The organism is Kitasatospora sp. NPDC057542, from assembly GCF_042801945.1.
Classification (GTDB): domain Bacteria; phylum Actinomycetota; class Actinomycetes; order Streptomycetales; family Streptomycetaceae; genus Kitasatospora.
Genome location: NZ_JBHVFE010000001.1, coordinates 24,699 through 42,040 on the forward strand (window position 1 = coordinate 24,699; position 17,342 = coordinate 42,040).

Here is a 17,342-nt window from a genome sequence, read left to right on the forward strand (position 1 = left end):
GATCGCCACACACGCCACACTAGGTACGCGTCCCGGCACGTTCGAGCACCCGGAGTCGCAGCCGGCCGGTACCCGCACCGACCCGGACCGAACTGCTGCACCACACACCACAGCCATCGACCACGCACGCAGAAACGGGGGTAGCCGCGTGCCGGCGACCATGATCTCCGATCGCTACGAACTCCTGGACGAGCTTAACCACGGCGGTATGGGCGACGTCTGGCGCGGCTACGATGCCGTGCTCGACCGGCCCGTGGCGGTGAAGTTGATCCGACAGGCGGCGGTCACCTCGCCGCAGCTGGCCGAGGAACTGGCCAAGCGGTTCCGCCGGGAGGCGCGCATCACTGCACGCATCCAGCACCCCGGCGTGCCCCAGGTCTACGACGCGGTGCTGGACGACAGCTACGAGCGGCTGTTCCTGGTGATGGAACTCGTCGAGGGCGTGCCGCTCTCCGCCTACCTCCAGCCCAACCAGTCGCTGCCCGTCAGCTGGGCCGCAGCCGTCGCCGCCCAGGTTGCCACCGTGCTCTCCCACGCGCACGACGTCCCAGTGATCCACCGCGACCTCAAGCCGAGCAACACCCTCGTCGCCCGCGACGGCACGGTGAAGGTCCTCGACTTCGGCATCGCGGCGATCCTGCGGACGGATATCACCAAGCTCACCGCGACGGGCAGCCCCATCGGCACCCACCAGTACATGTCGCCGGAGCAGGTCCGCGGTGGGCGGATCACCCCGCAGACGGACCTGTACGCCCTCGGCTGCTTGCTGCATGAACTCCTCGCCGGCCGACCAGTCTTCGAGGGCAACGAGTACGCACTGATGCACCAGCACCTCACCGCCCCACCAATCCCACTGCGACTGCTCCGCGCCGATGTGCCCGAGCCGTTGGAGAAGCTCGTCCTTCACCTCCTGCGCAAGGCATCGGAGAGCCGCCCCGCCGACACCCAGGAGGTCTACGAGAGCCTCCTGCCCTTCCTGCCGGCAGCCGGCTCCGTGCCCACACAGGCCGAGGCTGGCCCCCTTGGAGCTCCGGACCCGACCCGCCTCTTCCGCCACCCCTACGCGCCCCGCTCCCGGGTGCAGAAGCCGCCCGCAATCGTCCGCACGCCCACCACGGTCGAACTCCAGCCGCTGCCCGTCCTGGAGCAGGTACGCGCCGCGATCAAGGAGGCGTATGCCCACTCGGATCTCCTCCTGGGCGACGAGCGGTTCGCCCAGGCAGTGGAGGTACTCGGCGCTATCATCGAACCGGCCGCCCACGCGCTCGGGACCGACAGCAAGGAGGTTCTCGGCCTGCGCGAACGGCGCGCCGTGATCCGCTTCCTCGGCGGCGACTACCGGGCCGCCCTGCCCGAGTTCGAGACCCTGGCCGCCGCCTTCGGCCGGACCGCTGGCCCCACCAGCACGTCCGCCCGCGAATGCCGGGCCCAGGCGGCCCGCTGCCGCGCCGAACTCGGTCAGGTCACCGAGGCTCTCCACGAACTTCAGGACGTGCTCGACACTGTCCGTGCGCTCGACGGCGACGTCAGCGAGGAAGCCATCGACCTTCGTCACGGCATCGCCGTTCTCCTCCTCGCACGGGGCAGTGTCGCCGAGGCCCTGCGACTCCTGGAGCCTCTTCAGGAGGACCTGGTCATGGTCTACGGCCCTGAGGACGAGTTGGTCCTGGAGGTGGTGGAAATGCTTGCCCGCATCCGCCTGGACCTGAACGGTCGCGCCCCTGACTGACCGCAGCGCCCTCAACCATCGGCCATCGCTCTGACGTGGTCCGCTGCTGGCGAGCCTGGTTCAGCTTCGCCCCCGACGCTTTGCCAGCGAGCAGGGCGTCGGGGCCTTACAGCGTGTCCATATGGTGATCAGGTCGTTGGATCGGTCATGGGAGTGGCGGGTGGGGCTGGACCGTTCCTGATGGCCTCTGGGATCCGGTGGAGCCGTTGCTGCCGGCGGTGCGGGTGCGGCCGCAGGGGCAGTGGGACCACGAACCTGGACGACGAGGCGATGTTCGCGGCGGTTGTCTACAAGCTGACGACCGGGTGCGCCTGGCGGCATCTGCCGCCGTGCTTCGGGCTGTCGAAGACGCTGTGCACCGCCGCTTCACGATCTGGACCAGGGACGGCCTGTGGCGTCGGCTGAGGCGGGTGATGCTGGAGCGCCTGGCCGCCGCGGACGTGCTCGATGTGTCGCGGCTGATCGTCGACTCGGTGCACGGCCGTGCGCGAAGGGGGATCGTACGGTCCCAGCCCCGTCGACAGGGGCAAGCCCAGCTCCAAGGTGTACGTCCTGTCCGACCGCAGCGGGCTGCCCCTCGTCGTCGGTATCTCCGCCGGCAACACCCACGACCAGCACGGACTGATCCCGCTCTGTCAGTTGCGTGCTGGCGCTTCGCCGTCGTCCGGTTCCTCAAGCTCGCCGAGAATTCGCCACGCTAGATCGGCGAGGGTCTCACCGGTTGCGGTAACCCATCGGGCTGTGCCCTGATTGGCGACAGGCCGTTGTTCCCACTCCGCGAGTTCCCACATCCGGGTGATCAGGCCGGACGGCGAATATTGCTTGCCATCGGCTGCCCAGAGGACCGGCTTGGTGCGGTGCTTGGTCCAGGTGGCCCGGCTGCGCTTCTCGTCCTGGGCCAGCCAGTCCTTCAGGGCCTCGGCTTCCAACGGGTAGGCCGTGGTGAGCGTGAGCGAGGCGCCTTCGTCAAGTACTCCCCGGTCGATGAGGACGTGCACAGCGTTGGGGCGACGGGGCTTGCGCTGTGCCGGGACTCGGCGGTACTTGTCGGGTGCTGGCAGGTCCCCGGGTGCGGCAGTGGCGTGTAGTACGCGGTCTGCGACCTCCCGACAGCGGGCGACGTCCGCGCACACGGCCCGAATCTGTGAGCGTTCGCCGTAGAGTTCGTCGATCGCTGCGGCAACCGCGGGCAGCAGGTCCTTCACCAGGCCGGGTACCTGTGCCACGGCAGCAGAAGCCCATTCCTGCGTGGGGTCCGGCTCGTCGATGGACTCGGTGTCAAGCCGGCGGAAGACGAGATGGGTGAGCAGGTAGAGACCCTGTTCGGTGAGCGCGGCACCTCGACCTTCATACCCCGGGCGCAGGGTGTGCAGGGTGCGGCGGACCTCCCGCAGGATCTGCACAGTGTTCCACAGCAGGTGAGCGCTGGGCTGAGGCCGGAACAGCACGTCGTAGATGCCCTGTGAACCCCGCTCCCACAGCACGTCGAGGGTAGTTGCCATCCTGGCCACGTATTGACTGTCGGGGTGGGCGCAGGCGAGCGCGCAGGCGGCTTCCACCACGGAGCAGCCGGAGTCCTCGGTGGGGTCCAGTTCGCTGCGCCGGACGCTGTACTCCAAACCGAGTTCGGCCCGCATCTCTTCCAGGATGGCGGCCTGAACCGGGTCGAGAGCGATGAAGTCGCGTGCTTCCACGCGGTTCTGCCGGTTGGTGGCCTGGGTAGTGCGCTTTGCGAATTCCGCAGCCTTGCCGGTCACGATGATCCTGACCCCCACCTGTGCGTCCGCGGCCGACTCATCGGCTGCGACGGCCTCGGCGACCGACCGGACAGTCTGGGCGCCATTGACCACGCTGGCATTGTGAAGGGTCAGGGTGATAGGGCGTGACTGGGGGTTCCGGATGGCCTGATTCGTCCTCTCCACCGACTCACAGAGCACCGTGACGCCGTTGTTGAAGTACCAGAACTTGGCAGGCTCCTCAGTGAGGGTGCCGATCAATTCGTTGTTGATCGGCGTTCTGCCGAGCGGATTGCGGATGTTCAGGTTGAACAGGTTTGCGCCATGGCCCATCCACTCAGCCACTTGCTCAGCCTCAACAACACCCTGGTACGACTCGTACGGAAGGCTGATGGCGAACCAAGGGAACAGATTGGCCGTGAGCTGGACCGGCTGGGGCGCCAGGTCGTCGCGCACGGAGGCCCAGACCTCGGGCGCCAGGATGATCCGGTGGTCCAGCACGTCCCCGTGGCGGTTGAACTCCCTCTCACCGTCGACGAGGGCGTGGCGGAATCCCTCGCTCACCTCATCGGCCCGCATGAGGACCGCGACCTGAGTGACCGGGGTCGGGCCCTTGGCCATGACAACCTTGGCGTGCTCAGCAAGCTGCCGCCCGCGCGGGTTGAACGCGGCGAAGTCCTCGTCGTCGATGAGCCGCAGTCCCGCAAGTAGCTCCCAGACCGTCTCCCGCTCGCCCTTGGCCTTGCCGTCCTTGCTCCACTTAGCCTGGACCAGATAGACGTGCGGGTCCGGGCCGTCCACCACGGCGATGGCGTCGATGCCCTTGTCGGCGATGCCATCGATCACCGTGAGCGCCGCTTCCTGCGGGCTGAAGCCGGTGACGATCCGGACAGCCTGGGCACAGAGGGCTCGCGAGAGCATGCGTTTCTCGAGGTCGTCGCCCGTCTTCCCGACCAGGTCGCTGCCGTCGATGAGTCCGGAGTCCACGTAGACGGCCTTCAGGGCCTGCCTCACCTGGCGGACCTGCAAGGCCACGTCTGGCTCGCCGCCCCCGGCGTGTTTGGTCGTCATGGTCGATCCCTCCCCGGGCCGCGACGGTTTGGTGCACGACTGGCCCGCAGCCCAAGATCCTCCCACGGCCAGTACGTGCCGCGCGGTGCGTTCACAGAATGGGGTTCGTGCACCCTGTGGGAGCGCTACGAAGTGAAACGCACAGAGTATGACTACAAGACCTTCCGCTACCGAGGTAGGCGACCTCACCTCGGCTGCCTGTCCATCCAACTGGAGGGCCTTGCTGGCCCACCTACGCACCGGGATTGGCAGCCTCGACCACGACGCGATCACGGCCATCGCCGTGGTCGCGACCAAGCGCAAACGCCGAAGCTTCCTGCAGAGATCCTTTCTGATGCCCTGCTACATCTGCAGCAGCAGAGACTGGCCAAGCCGGCCCCGGAGGACCCAACAGAAACGGCCGGCGAGATGGGTGCGCAAGATCGCAAACTTCTGGCAGTGCACCACAGCGGTCGGCAGATCGGGAGACGTAGCCTTGTTGTTGGGGACGAAGCAGGGACCACACCTGGTAGATCGATGCGCGCGAGCCTCGTCCTCCAACACGGACGGCGCGTTCCGTTCAGCGCACATCAGGCTGGATCGCGCATTGCCGGGCGACTGGGGGTCAAGGGGTCGCAGGTTCAAATCCTGTCGTCCCGACTTGCATCACTGCAGGTCTTAGGCCGTTTCCGCTTCTGGCGGGAACGGCCTTTTTGATGCTCCGTCGACTGATGGTCGCATGGTGGTCGCACCGTTCTGGCGGCGGCTGGGCGATGTTTCGGTAACTCGTTGCTCCTTCCGGCCTCTTGGTGAGGGTGAGTTGGTTGTGGAGCTGCGGATTGTGGTCGCTGGGTGGTCGCGGCCTGGGGATGCGAGCCGGGGAGTGCCGACTCCGTCGATGGTCGTCAGTGTCTTGTCGATGGTGTCGACGGCGTCGCGGGCGGCTTTGGTCGTGAGATGGCTGTAGATGTTGGCGTTGGTCGACAGGTGCCGGTGCCGATGAGCAGCTCGATGAGGTCGGCGAAAGGCGGGTCGACAGCGTGGCAGTAGCGGAGGAATCGGACGGCCTCTTGCGGAGTCCAGATGTGGCGTTCGGCGGCGGCTGGGCGCGGGATGACTGTTGGCCGGGCGGGGTTAGTGGCCAGGCGGTGGTGTCGGACGGCGTCGCCGAGTGCGCTGGAGAGGGTGGCGAGGATCTGGTGGACGGTGACGCGGCCTCGTCCGTGGGTGAGCTGAGTGTGGACGAGGCCGACGATGTGGGGGTAGCCGAGGTCGTCGAGGCGGATGCTGCCGATTGCGGGGATGAGGTCGTTGGCGACGTACGCGCGGTAGCGGTCGCCTTCCGTGATCACCGTCCGCCCCGCCCCTGGATCCCCATCGCCCGGGGTGCCCTTGGAACGCGAGGGCCTCGACCACCTTGGCCACTGCGGTGTTCACGGCCTCGTGCTCCCAGACCCGCAGGGGGAGCCACCCCAGTCGGACGAGGTGCGCGTCGGTGTCCTCGTCACGACGGACGTTGTTCCGGAGCTTGTCCCACCACCACTCCGCGTTGTGCTTCGGCATGTGCAGGTGATCCAGACCGCTTGATCACACAATCGCGGACTCCACGAAATGCAGGGCAGCTCAGCCCCCGGGCCGGATCCTTCGTTTCCCGGCGGCCGTGTGTCGGCTGTGGCTCCCACCCTTCGTCTGTCGGTGGATTCCCGGATCGGTCATCTGACGGTCGAAGCCCGCAGGGACACGGGGGGCGGTGTCGAAAGAGGCGAGGGCCGCATGGCGAAGCGGGTCGGTAGCTGCTGCCCCGGCCACTGGGGAGACGCCCACGGCAAAACGGACATGCCGTCAAATGACCGATGCCGAACGGCAGTGCGGAGCCAATGATGGAGAACGCCCGCCCGCCCCGAAGGGACACGCCATGTCTGTACCTCCCGTCATCAGCAGCCCGCTGTCCGACAGCGCCCGAGCAGTCGCCGGCAGTGCTCTCCAGGCCACCCTGGTCGACCTCCTCGATCTCGCCCTGACGGCCAAGCAGGCGCACTGGAACCTGTACGGTCCGCGTTTCCGGTCCCTGCACGTGCAGCTCGACGAGGTGGCCACCACGGCCCGGAACTTCTCGGACACCGTCGCCGAACGCGCCGTCGCGCTGGGTGTCGCCCCGGACGGCCGGGCCGCGACCATCGCCGCCACCAGCGCCCTTCCCTCCGTTCCGCAGGGATGGCTGGAGGACAGGGCCGTGGTGAACGCCTTGGTGGACACGTTCGCCACCGTCATCCGCCGACGGCGCGAGCGCATCGGCGCGACCGGCGAGGCGGACGCCGTCACCGAGGATCTGCTGATCGGGCTGATCGCCGAACTGGAGAAGCAGAGCTGGATGTTCCAGGTGGAGAACCGGGCCTGATCCTTCCAACAGCACCCTCCAGCAACACCATCACACACACGGAAAGGTGGTTCACATGTTCACACCCAAGGCCATGCTCCGCGGCTCGGCCGCCACGGCGACCGTCGTCGCGGCCGTGATGGGCCTCGGTGCCGGATCGGCACACGCTGCCGGCTGGCCTCCGTTGCAGCCGGGCGCCCACCTCTACTCAGGCACCGGCGGGAGCGGCGCGGTGACCGCGGTCGACCTCGACGACTTCGGCCCGTGCCACACGCTGTCGGCGCCCGCCCGATCGGTCCAGGTCGCCTCCGGCTCCGCGTCCGTGGTGCTGTACTCCGGTGCGGGCTGCACCGGCGCCAACCCGTGGGCCACCGGCTCGCTGGCCCAGTCCAACCTGCCGTGGCCGGTGCTGAGCTACCGGGTGGTCCCGGCCTGACGCCACCCGGACCAGGGCAGTACGGCCTTCGGTGACCTCTCCACACGGAGGTCTCGAAGCCCCTGTCATGAGGGGTGCCGGGTAGGCGGGTGATGCCCCGGGGCAGCGCAAGCGGGCCGCCGTCCGCTGCCGGCCCCGAGACGCACACCGGGCCCGCCCGTCACCCGGCACTCCCTTGCCCCGCCGTCCTGCACAGGCCGCAGTGAGCCGACCGCCTGGTGTTCGGCGGACGGGCGGACGGTCGGACGGTCACCCAACGCGTCAACGCGGGCCGGGTCTCCCGCTTTTCGCTCCGGCTGCCCCAGGCGCGCACCCGGACGCCCCGCACCGTCAGCGGTGTCCACCTGCCAGGACAGCCGGCCGGCGAGCCATGCCGTCAGGTGCCTCCGGCCGACGGCTGGCGGAGCACCTCACATCCCGTTCCGACACAAGGAGTCTTCGATGGCAGCGCACGAAAACACGAACCGGCCCACCACCGGTCGACGCCGTTTCCTCGGTCTCGCGGCGGCCGGTGTCGTCGCCGGCCAGGTCGGCCTGTCCGCCCCGGCCCAGGCGGCCACCGGCCGAGGGGCGGCATCGGCAGACGCCGGGACGACGCCGGGCTGGGCACCGCGGTCGGGAGCAGGGATCCGCCCGTTCCGTATCAAGGTCTCGCAGGCAGACCTCGACGACCTGCGGCGGCGCGTCCGCGCGACCCGGTGGCCCGACCGGGAGACGGTCGACGACCGCAGCCAGGGCGCGCAGTTGGCGAAGGTGCGGCCGCTGATGGAGTACTGGGGCACCCGGTACGACTGGCGCAAGCTGGAACGGCGCCTCAACGAACTGCCGCAGTACATCACGGAGATCGACGGACTGGACATCCAGTTCGCTCACATCCGCTCCCCGCACGCCGGAGCCATGCCGATGCTGATGACCCACGGCTGGCCCGGGTCGATCGTCGAACTGCTGAAGGTCATCGACCCGTTGACCAACCCCACCGCGCACGGCGGCCGCGCCGAGGACGCCTTCCACCTGGTGCTGCCGACCCTGCCCGGCTACGGCTTCTCGGGTAACCCGACCAGGCCCGGGTGGAACTTCGCCCGCATCGCGCCCGCCTTCCACGAGCTGATGAGGCGCCTCGGGTACCCGGAGTACGTCTCGCAGGGCGGCGACCACGGCGCGATCCTCTCCGAGGTGCTCGCCGTCCAGCAGCCGAAGGGGCTGCTCGGCATCCACGTCAACATGCCGGGGACCGTGCCGGACGACATCCTGCGCCGGCTGCGCAACTTCGACCCGACCCCCGCCAACCTGTCGGCCGAGGAGAAGCGGGCGTACGAGCGGCTGCTGCACTTCTACCGCGACGGCTTCGGCTACGCGGCGATGATGAACCGGAACCCGCAGACGATCGCCTACTCCCTCACCGACTCCCCGGTCGGCATGGCCTCCTACTACTACGACAAGTTCGCGGAGTGGACGGACTCGGCCGGCGTGCCCGAGAAGGTCCTCACCTACGACGAGATGCTCGACGCGATCTCGATGTACTGGCTGACCGGCACCGGTGCGTCGTCGTCCCGGCTGTACTGGGAGGGCACCCAGGCCGGCGGCGGACCGTTCAACGCGGTGTCCATCCCGAAGTTGCCGGTCGCGGTGACGGTCTTTCCCGCCGAGATCTACCCCGCGCCGCGCAGCTGGGGCGAGCGGACCTTCGGCAACATCATCCACTGGAACGAGGTCGACAAGGGCGGCCACTTCGCCGCCTGGGAGCAGCCGCAGCTCCTGGCCGAAGAACTCCGCACCGCCTTCCGGTCGCTGAGGTAGCAGGGACCTCCCGCGACCGCAGCGCACGGCAATCCACCACCCCCTCCTCCTGAAAGCGAGAACACCCCCGTGGAGCTGAAGCTCGAAGTCATCGTCCTGCCCGTCTCCGACGTCGACATCGCCAAGGAGTTCTACGTCGACACGCTCGGCTTCCGCCTCGACGCGGACTTCCCGATCGACGAGGGTTACCGGATCGTCCAGGCCACCCCGCCCGGCTCCGCCTGCTCGGTCGTCTTCGGGGAGGGACTGACCGCGCTCCCCGTGGGCTTCGCCCGGGGACTGCACTTGGTCGTGACCGACATCGAGCGGGCGGTCAAGGAACTCGCCGGGCGCGGAGTCGACATCGACGGCCCGTTCCACGACGAGACCGGTGTCTTCCACCACGCCGGCGGGACCCACCGGGTGCCCGGCGTCGCCCCGGGACGGCCCAGCTACGGTACCTTCGCCCGCTTCGCCGACCCCGACGGCAACGAGTGGTTCCTCCAGGAGGTCACCCTCCGGGCCCCCGGACGCTGACCACCCGTGCACCGGCCGTCCGGCACCGGGCCGGCGAGGGCGGCCGGGGGTGACCGGATCCGCGCAGCTCAGCGGGTCCCGGTGTTCGTAGGATGGGTGGAGCTCCTCCGGGAGGAACTCGTCCCGGAGGTGCCATGCCGCAGCCCGCGAACCACCAGCTACTCGGGCGTACCCGGGAGGTGGAGGCGCTGGACCGCCTGCTGCGCGAGGTGCGCGACGGGCGCAGCCGGGTGCTGGTGCTGCGGGGTGAGGCGGGCGTCGGCAAGTCGGCGCTGCTCGACCATCTGGCCGGGCGGGCGGGGCAGTGGCAGACCATCCGCGCGGCCGGCGTCGAAGCCGAGTCCGAGTTCGCCTACTCCGCCCTGCAGCAGCTGTGCGCCCCGCTGCTGCCGCGGCTCGACCGGCTGCCGGCGGTGCAGCAGGACGCGCTGAGGGTCGCGTTCGGTCTGAGCGCGGGGAAGGCGCCGGAGATGCTGCTGGTCGGGATCGCGGTCCTCGGTCTCTTCGCCGAGGCGGCGGCCCGGTCCCCGCTGGTGTGCCTGGTCGACGACGCGCAGTGGCTGGACCTGATGTCCCAGCGGATCCTGGCGTTCGTCGGGCGGCGGCTGGACGCCGAATCGGTGGCGCTGGTGTTCGCCGAGCGGACCACCGGCGGGAGGCCGGAGGAGGGCTTCGCAGGTCTGCCGGAGCTCGCCCTGCGCGGGCTGGCCGACGCCGACGCCCGGACGCTGCTCGACAGCGCCCTGCCGGGGCCGGTCGACGCCCGCGTGCGGGACCGGATCGTCGCCGAGACCGGCGGGAACCCGCTCGCCCTGCTGGAGCTGCCCCGGGGCCTGTCGCCGGCGGAGCTGGCGTTCGGCTTCGGAGGCCCCGGCGCCGGCCCGCTGGCGACCCGGATCGAGGAAGGCTTCCGTCGGCGTGTCGACGCGCTGCCGGCCGACACCCGCGCCCTGCTGTTGGTTGCGGCGGTCGAACCGGTCGGCGACGGCCCGCTGTTGTGGCACGCTCTGCGCCTGATGGGCATCGGGGTCGACGCCGCGGCACCGGCTGAGGCCGCCGACCTGATCACCCTGGGAGCCCTGGTGCGGTTCCGGCACCCGCTGGTGCGTTCGGCCGTCTGGCGCGGCGCGGATGCCGCCACCCTGCGCGCGGCGCACCGCGCCCTGGCCGAGGCCACCGACGCCGAGCGCGACCCCGACCGGCGGGCCTGGCACCAGGCCCACGCCGCGGTCGGGCCGGACGAGCAGGTCGCCGCCGCACTGGAGTGCTCCGCCGACCGGGCCCTGGCGCGCGGTGGCCGGGCGGCCGCCGCGGCCTTCCTGGAACGTGCCGCCGCGCTCACCCCCGACCCGAACGAGCGGGCCCGGCGCGCGCTGGCGGCCGCAGCGGCCCATGTCGCCGCGGGCGTGCCGGCCCGGGTTCCCGACCTGCTCGCCGCCGCCGAACTGGGGCCGCTGGACCGGCTGCAGCAGGCCCACGCCAGCCGGCTGCGGGCCAAGGCGTCAGCCATGACCGACTCGGGGAGGGGCGCGGTGCAGCCGCTGCTCGACGCGGCGGGCCGGCTCAGGGACCTCGACCCGGCCCTCGCGCGGGAGACCTGCCTCGCGGCGTTCGACGCGGCCATCTGGGCCGGCCGGTACGACGAAGGCGCACTGCGCCGGGTTGCCGAGGCCGCTCGCGACCTGCCGCCCGGCGACGAGCCGGGGGGAGTCTTCCTCAGGGCCCTGGTCGCCCGGAGCGTGGACGGGCCGGCCGCCGCCTTTCCGCAGTTGGCGCGGGCGCTGCGCTCCCTCACCGACGAGGAGGACCCGTCCGCCCTGTGGGCGGCCGCGAACGCCGCCGCGGAGCTGGGCGACCTCCAGGTCTGGCTGGACATCGGCGACCGGGCGGTCCGCGTCGCCCGCCGGACGGGAACCCTGTCGCTCCTCTCGACGGCGCTGCCCTACCAGGCGTCCGCGCTGGGCTTCGCGGGGCGTTTCTCCCAAGCGGGCGACCTGCTGGCCGAGGCCGCGGCCCTGGAGAAGGCCACCGGCTCGGTGACGCGCACGGCCACGGCGGCCTTGATCAGCGCGTACCAGGGACGGGAACGACCGGCCCTGGAAGCGATCGAGGCGATGGAACACGAAGGCGAGCAGCGCGGCCTGGGCCGACTCGTCGGCGTAGCCGCGTGCGCGAGGGCCGTGCTCCACAACGGCCTGGGCAACTATCCGCTCGCCATGGAAGCGGCGCTGCGCGGCGGAGAGCATAAGGACCTTGTGGTGCACTTCTGGACGTGCAGCGAGCTGGTCGAGGCGGCGACCCGGGCCGGCGACCCGGCCGCGGCGGCCCGGGCGCGCGAGCTGCTGGCCGACTGGAGCCGGGCCGGCACGCCCTGGGCCCTCGGCGCGCAGGCGGTCGCCGATGCCCTGACCGGGGCACCCGAGCAGGCCGAGGACCGCTACCGCGAGGCCGTGGACCACTTCGGCCGAGGCGGGCTCGGAGTGTTCGAGGCTCGGGCCCGGTTGCTGTTCGGCGAATGGCTGCGCCGCCAGAACCGGCGCGCACAGGCCCGTTCGGAACTGCGCGCGGCGCACGAGGCGGCTGCGGCGATGGGCATGGAGGCGTTCGCGGAACGGGCCCGGCGGGAGCTGCTCGCCACCGGTGAGACCGCCCGCAAGCGGACCCCCGGCGCGCCGGTCCTGACCCCGCAGGAGGCACAGATCGCCCGGCTCGCGGCGACCGGGCACCCGAACGCGGAGATCGGCGCGCAGTTGTTCCTCAGCCCTCGCACGGTCGAGTGGCACCTGCGCAAGGTCTTCGCAAAGCTGGGGATCTCCTCCCGCCGCGAGATCGACGGCGCCCTGTCCTACCGGTGACCGCAGTTGTCCGACGGGCCCGTGGGACGGCTACGGCAGCACGGTGCGCAACTCCCGTCGTGAGCTGATGCCGAGTTCGGTGAACACCTTGCGCAGGTGCCACTCGACCGTACGGGCACTGAGGAAGAGCTCGGCGCCGATCTCAGCGTTCGAACGGCCGTCCCGTGCGCGCCTGGCGATCCGGCTCTCCTGCTCCGTCAGCTCGACCGTCCGTTGCGTGGCAGGCGGTGACACCGAGACCCCGCACTCGGCGAGTTCACGGCGGGTGCGTTCGGCGAACGCTTCGGCGCCGATCTCCACGAACATGTCGTGCGCCGCGCTCAGTTGCCCGCGGGCGTCCGGCTCGCGGCCCTGCCGACGCAGCCATTCGCCGTAGAGCAGATGAGCCCGGGCCAGCGCGACCGGCAAGATGGTCAGTGCGCCGGCGGCCCGGGTGCGGCGGACGTTCAGCTCGGTGAGCGCCTCCCACGCCTCGTCGTCCCAGGTCTCCCACGCACCGTGGGCGGCGACGACGAGCCAGCGCGTCCCCTCTTCGACCGTCAGCTCGTCGCGGCGGAAGGCGTCCAGGGCGCGTCGCCTCTCTCGGAGGCCGGATCTCTCTCGGAGAGGGACGAGCCGGGAGGGCGGAGGGCGTGGACCGGATCCATCCTCCCGGCTCTCGGTGGCGGAGGTGTGCCACCGGATCAGCGGGTGGCACGGGCAGCCTTCTCGATGACGCCGGCCACCAGGCCGGGGTGGGACACCGCGACGGAGTGGGACGCGGCCACCTCGGTGGTGTGGGCGTGGGCGCGCTCGGCCATGAACCGCTGCGCGGCGGCCGGGATGTTGAGGTCCTCGGTCGTGACGATGTCCGAGCTGGGTACGGTCTGCCAGGCGGCGGCGGTGGCCTTCTCCGTCAGTGCGGCCTGTGCGATCGGCCGCTGCGACGCGGCCGCCTGCGCGGCCCGGTCGGCCGGGACGTCGGCGGCGAACTGGGCCCGGAACCTGTCCTGCTGGATGTACAGGTCGGTGCCGGTGCTGCCGTCGGCGTTGGTGAACGGCACCGGGTCCAGCGTGCCGGGCAGGGTGGAGCCGGGGAACTGGTTGGTCAGCTGCAGCGCGGACTCGCCCGGCGCGGGCAGGAACGCGGCGACGTAGACGAGGGCCTTGACCCGCGGCTCACCGACGGCGGCCTCGCTGATGACCGAGCCGCCGTAGGAGTGGCCGACCAGGACGACGGGGCCCTTGATGTGGTCGACGAGGCTGCGCAGCGCGGCGGCGTCGGAGGCCGGGCCGCGCAGCGGGTTGGCGGCGGCCACCACCGGGTAGCCGTCACGGCGCAGCTTGGCGATGACGCCGTCCCAGCTGGAGCCGTCGGCGAACGCGCCGTGCTCCAGGACGACGGTCGGCTTCGGGGCCCGGTCGGTGGCCGAGTCCTGGGTCGCGGCGTTCGCGGTGCCGACGACGGCGAACGCGCCGACGACGGCGGCGGCACCGGCGATGAAGCGGCGCAGGCGGCCGTTCTCGATGCTGAACATGGAAACACTCCAAGGGATTCGAACAGTGCGGTGGATCCAGCGGTCCCCACTGTCGCCCTCGGCCCGTTCCCGACGCATCGGTCATGTGACTTCACGCTTCCGGCCCTTCCGGCCCTTCCGGCCCTTCCGGGCCTCCGAGCGGCCTCGCCGACTGGGCGTCATGTGACTGATGCGCCGTCACCGACGCTGCGGCCACAGCGATGGCGCCATCCCCGATTCCGAGGAGGGATCATGAAACGACGGTTCCTGACCGTCGTCGCGGCGAGTGTTCCCCTGGTCGCCGCCGCGGCCGTCTCCACACCGGTGAGCGCGTCAGCGGACCTCGTCGCCACCGGCCCGCGCCCCGCTGGTGAGGCTGTACCTCGTACGCGGAGTCCTGGCGGTGGTGTGGGCCGTGGCCCTTGCCCACGCCCATGCCACGCTCGGCGCGGCGGCGATCACGCTGCTCGTCGCCTATCCGCTGCTCGACGCGGTGTCGTCCGCGGTCGACTGCCTGTCGGTGTCGGACGGAGCGGAGCGGCGCGTCACGGCGTTCAACGGGGCCTTGAGCACACCGGTCGCCGTCGGTTTCGGCGTGGCGGGCTCCACGCACGAGGTGAGCGCGGTGCTCGGCGTATTCGGCGTCTGGGCCGTCGTCTCGGGCGCGGCTCAGGTGGCGGTCGGCATCCGGCGTCGCGGGCCCGAGCTGGCCGGGCAGTGGCCGATGCTGGTCGCCGGCGGCCTGTCCTTCGTCGTGGGCGTTTTCTACGACATCCAGGCGGCGGGCCACCAGCCCCCGCTGGATGTGCTGTCCGTCTATGCCACCGGCGGCGGGATCTTCTTCATCGTCCAGGCCGGCTTGCCGGCCTGGAAGGCACGCCGGGGTGCGGCTCAGCCGGCCTGAGGCCGGGGCACGGCAAGTTCGGGTCCGTCCCCCGGTGGGGGGCGGACCCGAATGCCTTGTTGCCAGTGCCGCGTCATGCCTGACCTGCTGTGCTCAGAGGCCCGGATCCGCTGCCAGGCAGGAGAACCTGACCGCTGGCGCGTCGGGGTCGTGGGCGTCCACCGCCTGATATGCCGGCAACACCGCCTTCTCCTCGACCATGTCCCCGAAGGGGACACGTTCCGGGAGCGCGCCGAATCGGGCCTTGCGGATTTCCGCCGCCTGTTCGTGCATGCCGGGACTGGGATCACTCACGTTCGTACCTCCTTGTGGTCGAAACGCTTGTGGGTCACAGATGGTCGGCGTCCACCACGGCCTGGGCGAACGCCGTCGGCGCCTCCTGCGGCGCGTTGTGGCCGATGCCGGTGAGAACGCGGTGCTCGTACCGGCCGGTGAAGAACTTCCGGTACCCGGTGCCGTCGGTCGTGGCCAGGAACGGGTCGAGGGCGGGGTCCAGGGCGATGGTCGGCACGGTGATGACCGGCCGGGCCGCGAGCAACTGCTCGTAGCGGTCGTAGCGGCGCTCGCCGTCGGCCAGGCCCAGGCGCCAGCGGTAGTTGTGGATCACGATGGCGGCGTAGTCGGGGTTCTCGAACGCCGCGGCGGTGCGCTCGAAGGTGGCGTCGTCGAACTTCCAGGCCGGGGACACCTCGTCCCACACCAGCCGGCACAGGTCGTGCCGGTTCTGCTTGGTCTCCATGGCGACGCGGCCGCGGTCGGTGGCGAAGTAGTACTGGTACCACCAGGTGTGCTCGGCCTTCGGTGGCAGCGGATTCTTCTGCGAAGGGATGTTGACGATGAGGTAACCGCTCACCGCCACCAGGGCTTTGACCCGCTCCGGCCACAGCGCCGCGATGGTGCCGGCGGCCCGCGAGCCCCAGTCGAAGCCGGCCAGCACCGCCTCGTGGATCTTCAGGGCGTCCATCAGGGCGACGATGTCGAGGGCGATCGCGGACTGCTGCCCGGTGCGGACGGTCGTCGGGGACAGGAAGGTCGTGGTGCCGTGGCCCCGCAGGTACGGCACGATCACCCGGTAGCCGGCGTCCGCCAGCAGCGGCGCCACGTCGACATAGCTGTGGATGTCGTAGGGCCAGCCGTGCAGGCAGATGACCACGGGCCCGTGCTTGGGTCCGGCCTCGGCGTAGCCGATGTCGAGCACGCCGGCCCGGACCCGCTTCAGGTCGGTGAACGTGGTGTGGGTGCCCGGGGCGATGGCCGGGATGACCGGGGCCGGGCGGCCGGGCCGGTCGGAACCGGCCGCGAAGGCGGCAGGCGCGTTCGATGCCGCGCCGACCGACACAGCCGCGGCGCCCACGCCGAGACCGACCGCCTTGGTGAAGGTACGCCTGTTGATCATGTCTGATCCTTCCTGGAGACCCGCTGATGCCTCCACTGTTCTTCGGCCACCGGCCCGACGCATCGGTCACATGACGTCGAGACGCACGAAGACGCTCGCAGACGTACCAAGGGTCTGCCGGGCCGCCGGATTCAGTCATTCGACTGTTTCCGCCGTCCTACCGCTTGGTGATCCTCGAAGGAGCGCCGCGATGCCGGCGGATCGTCGTGTGTGCAATCGGAAGGTCTGGCCGTGAAGCAAACCCCCGTCGTCCTCATCCACGGTGCGTGGTTCCACATGTCCTCCTGGGAGGGCTGGGCCGAACGGTTCACCGCGCACGGTTACGCGGTGTGCGTCCCGGGCTGGCCCGGCGAAGCCCCCACCGCCGGCCAGGTCCGCCGCGATCCCGGCCCGCTGCGCGACCTCGGGCTCGCCGCGCTCACGGCCCACTACGAGAAGATCGTGCGTACCTTCGACAACCCGCCGGTCCTCATCGGGCATTCAGCCGGCGGCCTCATCTCCCAGCACCTCCTCGGCACTGGCCTCGGCCGCGCCGCCGTGGCCCTCGCGCCGGTGCCGGCCGGCGGTGTGCCGCTGGACGACGGCAGGCCCCGGCCGTGGTCGCTGATGCCGGCCGGCTCGACCCGGCACCCGGCCTTCGAGCCGCTGCCCCGGACCTGGTTCCGACACGTCGTCGCCAACGCGGTCGGTGAGGAGGAGGCCGCGAAGCTCTTCGACCGGTACGCCGTCCCGGCCCCGCTCCGGCTGCTCGGGGACCTCGGGCTCGATCGCACCGCCGCCGGGCCGGCCGACACCGTCGTGGACACGGCCAACTCGGCGCGCGGGCCGCTCCTGCTCGTGTCCGGCCAGGAGGACCGGATGGTCCCGGACGGCGTGACCCGCTCCGTCTACAAGCTCTACGGCGACTCCTGCGCCGTGACGGATCTGAAGCAGTTCGCCGACCGAGGGCACTCCCTGGTGTTCGACAGCGGCTGGCGTTCGGTCGCCGACCACGTCCTCGTCTGGCTGGCCGCCAACGGCATCGAGGCCGTGGTCGCGCGGGACTGAGCG

The 17,342-nt window shown here is 70.8% G+C and carries 14 protein-coding genes; 8 read left to right on the forward strand and 6 right to left on the reverse strand.

What is annotated here, in order from left to right; translation table 11 throughout:
* Positions 1–160: 160 nt before the first annotated feature.
* Positions 161–1,729, forward strand: a complete 1,569-nt coding sequence (locus ACFU7Y_RS00105; RefSeq protein ID WP_224273492.1) for a serine/threonine-protein kinase — start codon at positions 161–163, stop codon at positions 1,727–1,729.
* Positions 1,730–2,364: 635 nt separating this feature from the next.
* On the opposite strand, the gene ACFU7Y_RS00110 is transcribed toward ACFU7Y_RS00105, so the two are convergent.
* Both ACFU7Y_RS00110 and ACFU7Y_RS00115 read right to left on the reverse strand, forming a co-directional pair.
* Complete coding sequence (locus ACFU7Y_RS00110; RefSeq protein ID WP_224273494.1) at positions 2,365–4,536, reverse strand: AIPR family protein; 2,172 nt, start codon at positions 4,534–4,536, stop codon at positions 2,365–2,367.
* Positions 4,537–5,420: 884 nt separating this feature from the next.
* A complete protein-coding gene (locus ACFU7Y_RS00115; protein WP_224273523.1) occupies positions 5,421–5,867 on the reverse strand; it encodes a hypothetical protein in 447 nt (148 codons plus the stop codon).
* 563 nt (positions 5,868–6,430) lie between these two features.
* Here ACFU7Y_RS00115 and ACFU7Y_RS00120 point away from each other — a divergent pair.
* The 5 genes from ACFU7Y_RS00120 (at position 6,431) to ACFU7Y_RS00140 (ending at position 12,496) form a co-directional block, all read left to right on the forward strand.
* Positions 6,431–6,913, forward strand: a complete 483-nt coding sequence (locus ACFU7Y_RS00120; RefSeq protein ID WP_380765668.1) for a Dps family protein — start codon at positions 6,431–6,433, stop codon at positions 6,911–6,913.
* Positions 6,914–6,968: 55 nt separating this feature from the next.
* A complete protein-coding gene (locus tag ACFU7Y_RS00125; protein WP_224273535.1) occupies positions 6,969–7,328 on the forward strand; it encodes a hypothetical protein in 360 nt (119 codons plus the stop codon).
* 441 nt (positions 7,329–7,769) lie between these two features.
* On the forward strand, positions 7,770–9,125 hold the full coding sequence (locus ACFU7Y_RS00130) for an alpha/beta fold hydrolase (protein WP_380765670.1): 1,356 nt from the start codon (positions 7,770–7,772) through the stop codon (positions 9,123–9,125).
* A gap of 69 nt (positions 9,126–9,194) precedes the next feature.
* Entirely contained in the window at positions 9,195–9,641 is a 447-nt protein-coding gene (locus ACFU7Y_RS00135; protein WP_224273539.1) for a VOC family protein, read from the forward strand.
* 134 nt (positions 9,642–9,775) lie between these two features.
* Positions 9,776–12,496: an AAA family ATPase gene (locus tag ACFU7Y_RS00140; protein ID WP_380765672.1), complete on the forward strand. Its 2,721-nt coding sequence runs from the start codon at positions 9,776–9,778 to the stop codon at positions 12,494–12,496.
* Positions 12,497–12,526: 30 nt separating this feature from the next.
* Here ACFU7Y_RS00140 and ACFU7Y_RS00145 read toward each other — a convergent pair whose 3' ends face one another.
* Positions 12,527–12,904 (reverse strand): LuxR C-terminal-related transcriptional regulator, encoded by a 378-nt coding sequence (locus ACFU7Y_RS00145; protein WP_380765674.1) that lies wholly within the window; start codon positions 12,902–12,904, stop codon positions 12,527–12,529.
* A gap of 275 nt (positions 12,905–13,179) precedes the next feature.
* Entirely contained in the window at positions 13,180–14,013 is an 834-nt protein-coding gene (locus ACFU7Y_RS00150; RefSeq protein WP_380765676.1) for an alpha/beta fold hydrolase, read from the reverse strand.
* A 394-nt stretch (positions 14,014–14,407) separates the two neighbouring features.
* On the opposite strand from ACFU7Y_RS00150, the gene ACFU7Y_RS00155 reads away from it, so the two are divergent.
* Entirely contained in the window at positions 14,408–14,896 is a 489-nt protein-coding gene (locus ACFU7Y_RS00155) for a DUF308 domain-containing protein (RefSeq protein ID WP_380765678.1), read from the forward strand.
* Between the two features lie 93 nt (positions 14,897–14,989).
* On the opposite strand, the gene ACFU7Y_RS00160 is transcribed toward ACFU7Y_RS00155, so the two are convergent.
* Positions 14,990–15,190: a hypothetical protein gene (locus tag ACFU7Y_RS00160; RefSeq protein WP_380765680.1), complete on the reverse strand. Its 201-nt coding sequence runs from the start codon at positions 15,188–15,190 to the stop codon at positions 14,990–14,992.
* Between the two features lie 34 nt (positions 15,191–15,224).
* Positions 15,225–16,292, reverse strand: a complete 1,068-nt coding sequence (locus ACFU7Y_RS00165; protein ID WP_380765682.1) for an alpha/beta fold hydrolase — start codon at positions 16,290–16,292, stop codon at positions 15,225–15,227.
* Positions 16,293–16,523: 231 nt separating this feature from the next.
* On the opposite strand from ACFU7Y_RS00165, the gene ACFU7Y_RS00170 reads away from it, so the two are divergent.
* On the forward strand, positions 16,524–17,339 hold the full coding sequence (locus tag ACFU7Y_RS00170) for an alpha/beta hydrolase (RefSeq protein ID WP_380765684.1): 816 nt from the start codon (positions 16,524–16,526) through the stop codon (positions 17,337–17,339).
* Positions 17,340–17,342: the final 3 nt, after the last annotated feature.

What these genes read in the sequence shown, in the direction of transcription:
- ACFU7Y_RS00105 (WP_224273492.1), top strand. Translation starts at nt 161, where the DNA reads ATGATCTCCGATCGCTACGAACTCCTGGACGAGCTTAACCACGGCGGT.
- ACFU7Y_RS00110 (WP_224273494.1), bottom strand. Translation starts at nt 4,536, where the DNA reads ATGACGACCAAACACGCCGGGGGCGGCGAGCCAGACGTGGCCTTGCAG.
- ACFU7Y_RS00120 (WP_380765668.1), top strand. Translation starts at nt 6,431, where the DNA reads ATGTCTGTACCTCCCGTCATCAGCAGCCCGCTGTCCGACAGCGCCCGA.
- ACFU7Y_RS00125 (WP_224273535.1), top strand. Translation starts at nt 6,969, where the DNA reads ATGTTCACACCCAAGGCCATGCTCCGCGGCTCGGCCGCCACGGCGACC.
- ACFU7Y_RS00130 (WP_380765670.1), top strand. Translation starts at nt 7,770, where the DNA reads ATGGCAGCGCACGAAAACACGAACCGGCCCACCACCGGTCGACGCCGT.
- ACFU7Y_RS00140 (WP_380765672.1), top strand. Translation starts at nt 9,776, where the DNA reads ATGCCGCAGCCCGCGAACCACCAGCTACTCGGGCGTACCCGGGAGGTG.
- ACFU7Y_RS00150 (WP_380765676.1), bottom strand. Translation starts at nt 14,013, where the DNA reads ATGTTCAGCATCGAGAACGGCCGCCTGCGCCGCTTCATCGCCGGTGCC.
- ACFU7Y_RS00165 (WP_380765682.1), bottom strand. Translation starts at nt 16,292, where the DNA reads ATGATCAACAGGCGTACCTTCACCAAGGCGGTCGGTCTCGGCGTGGGC.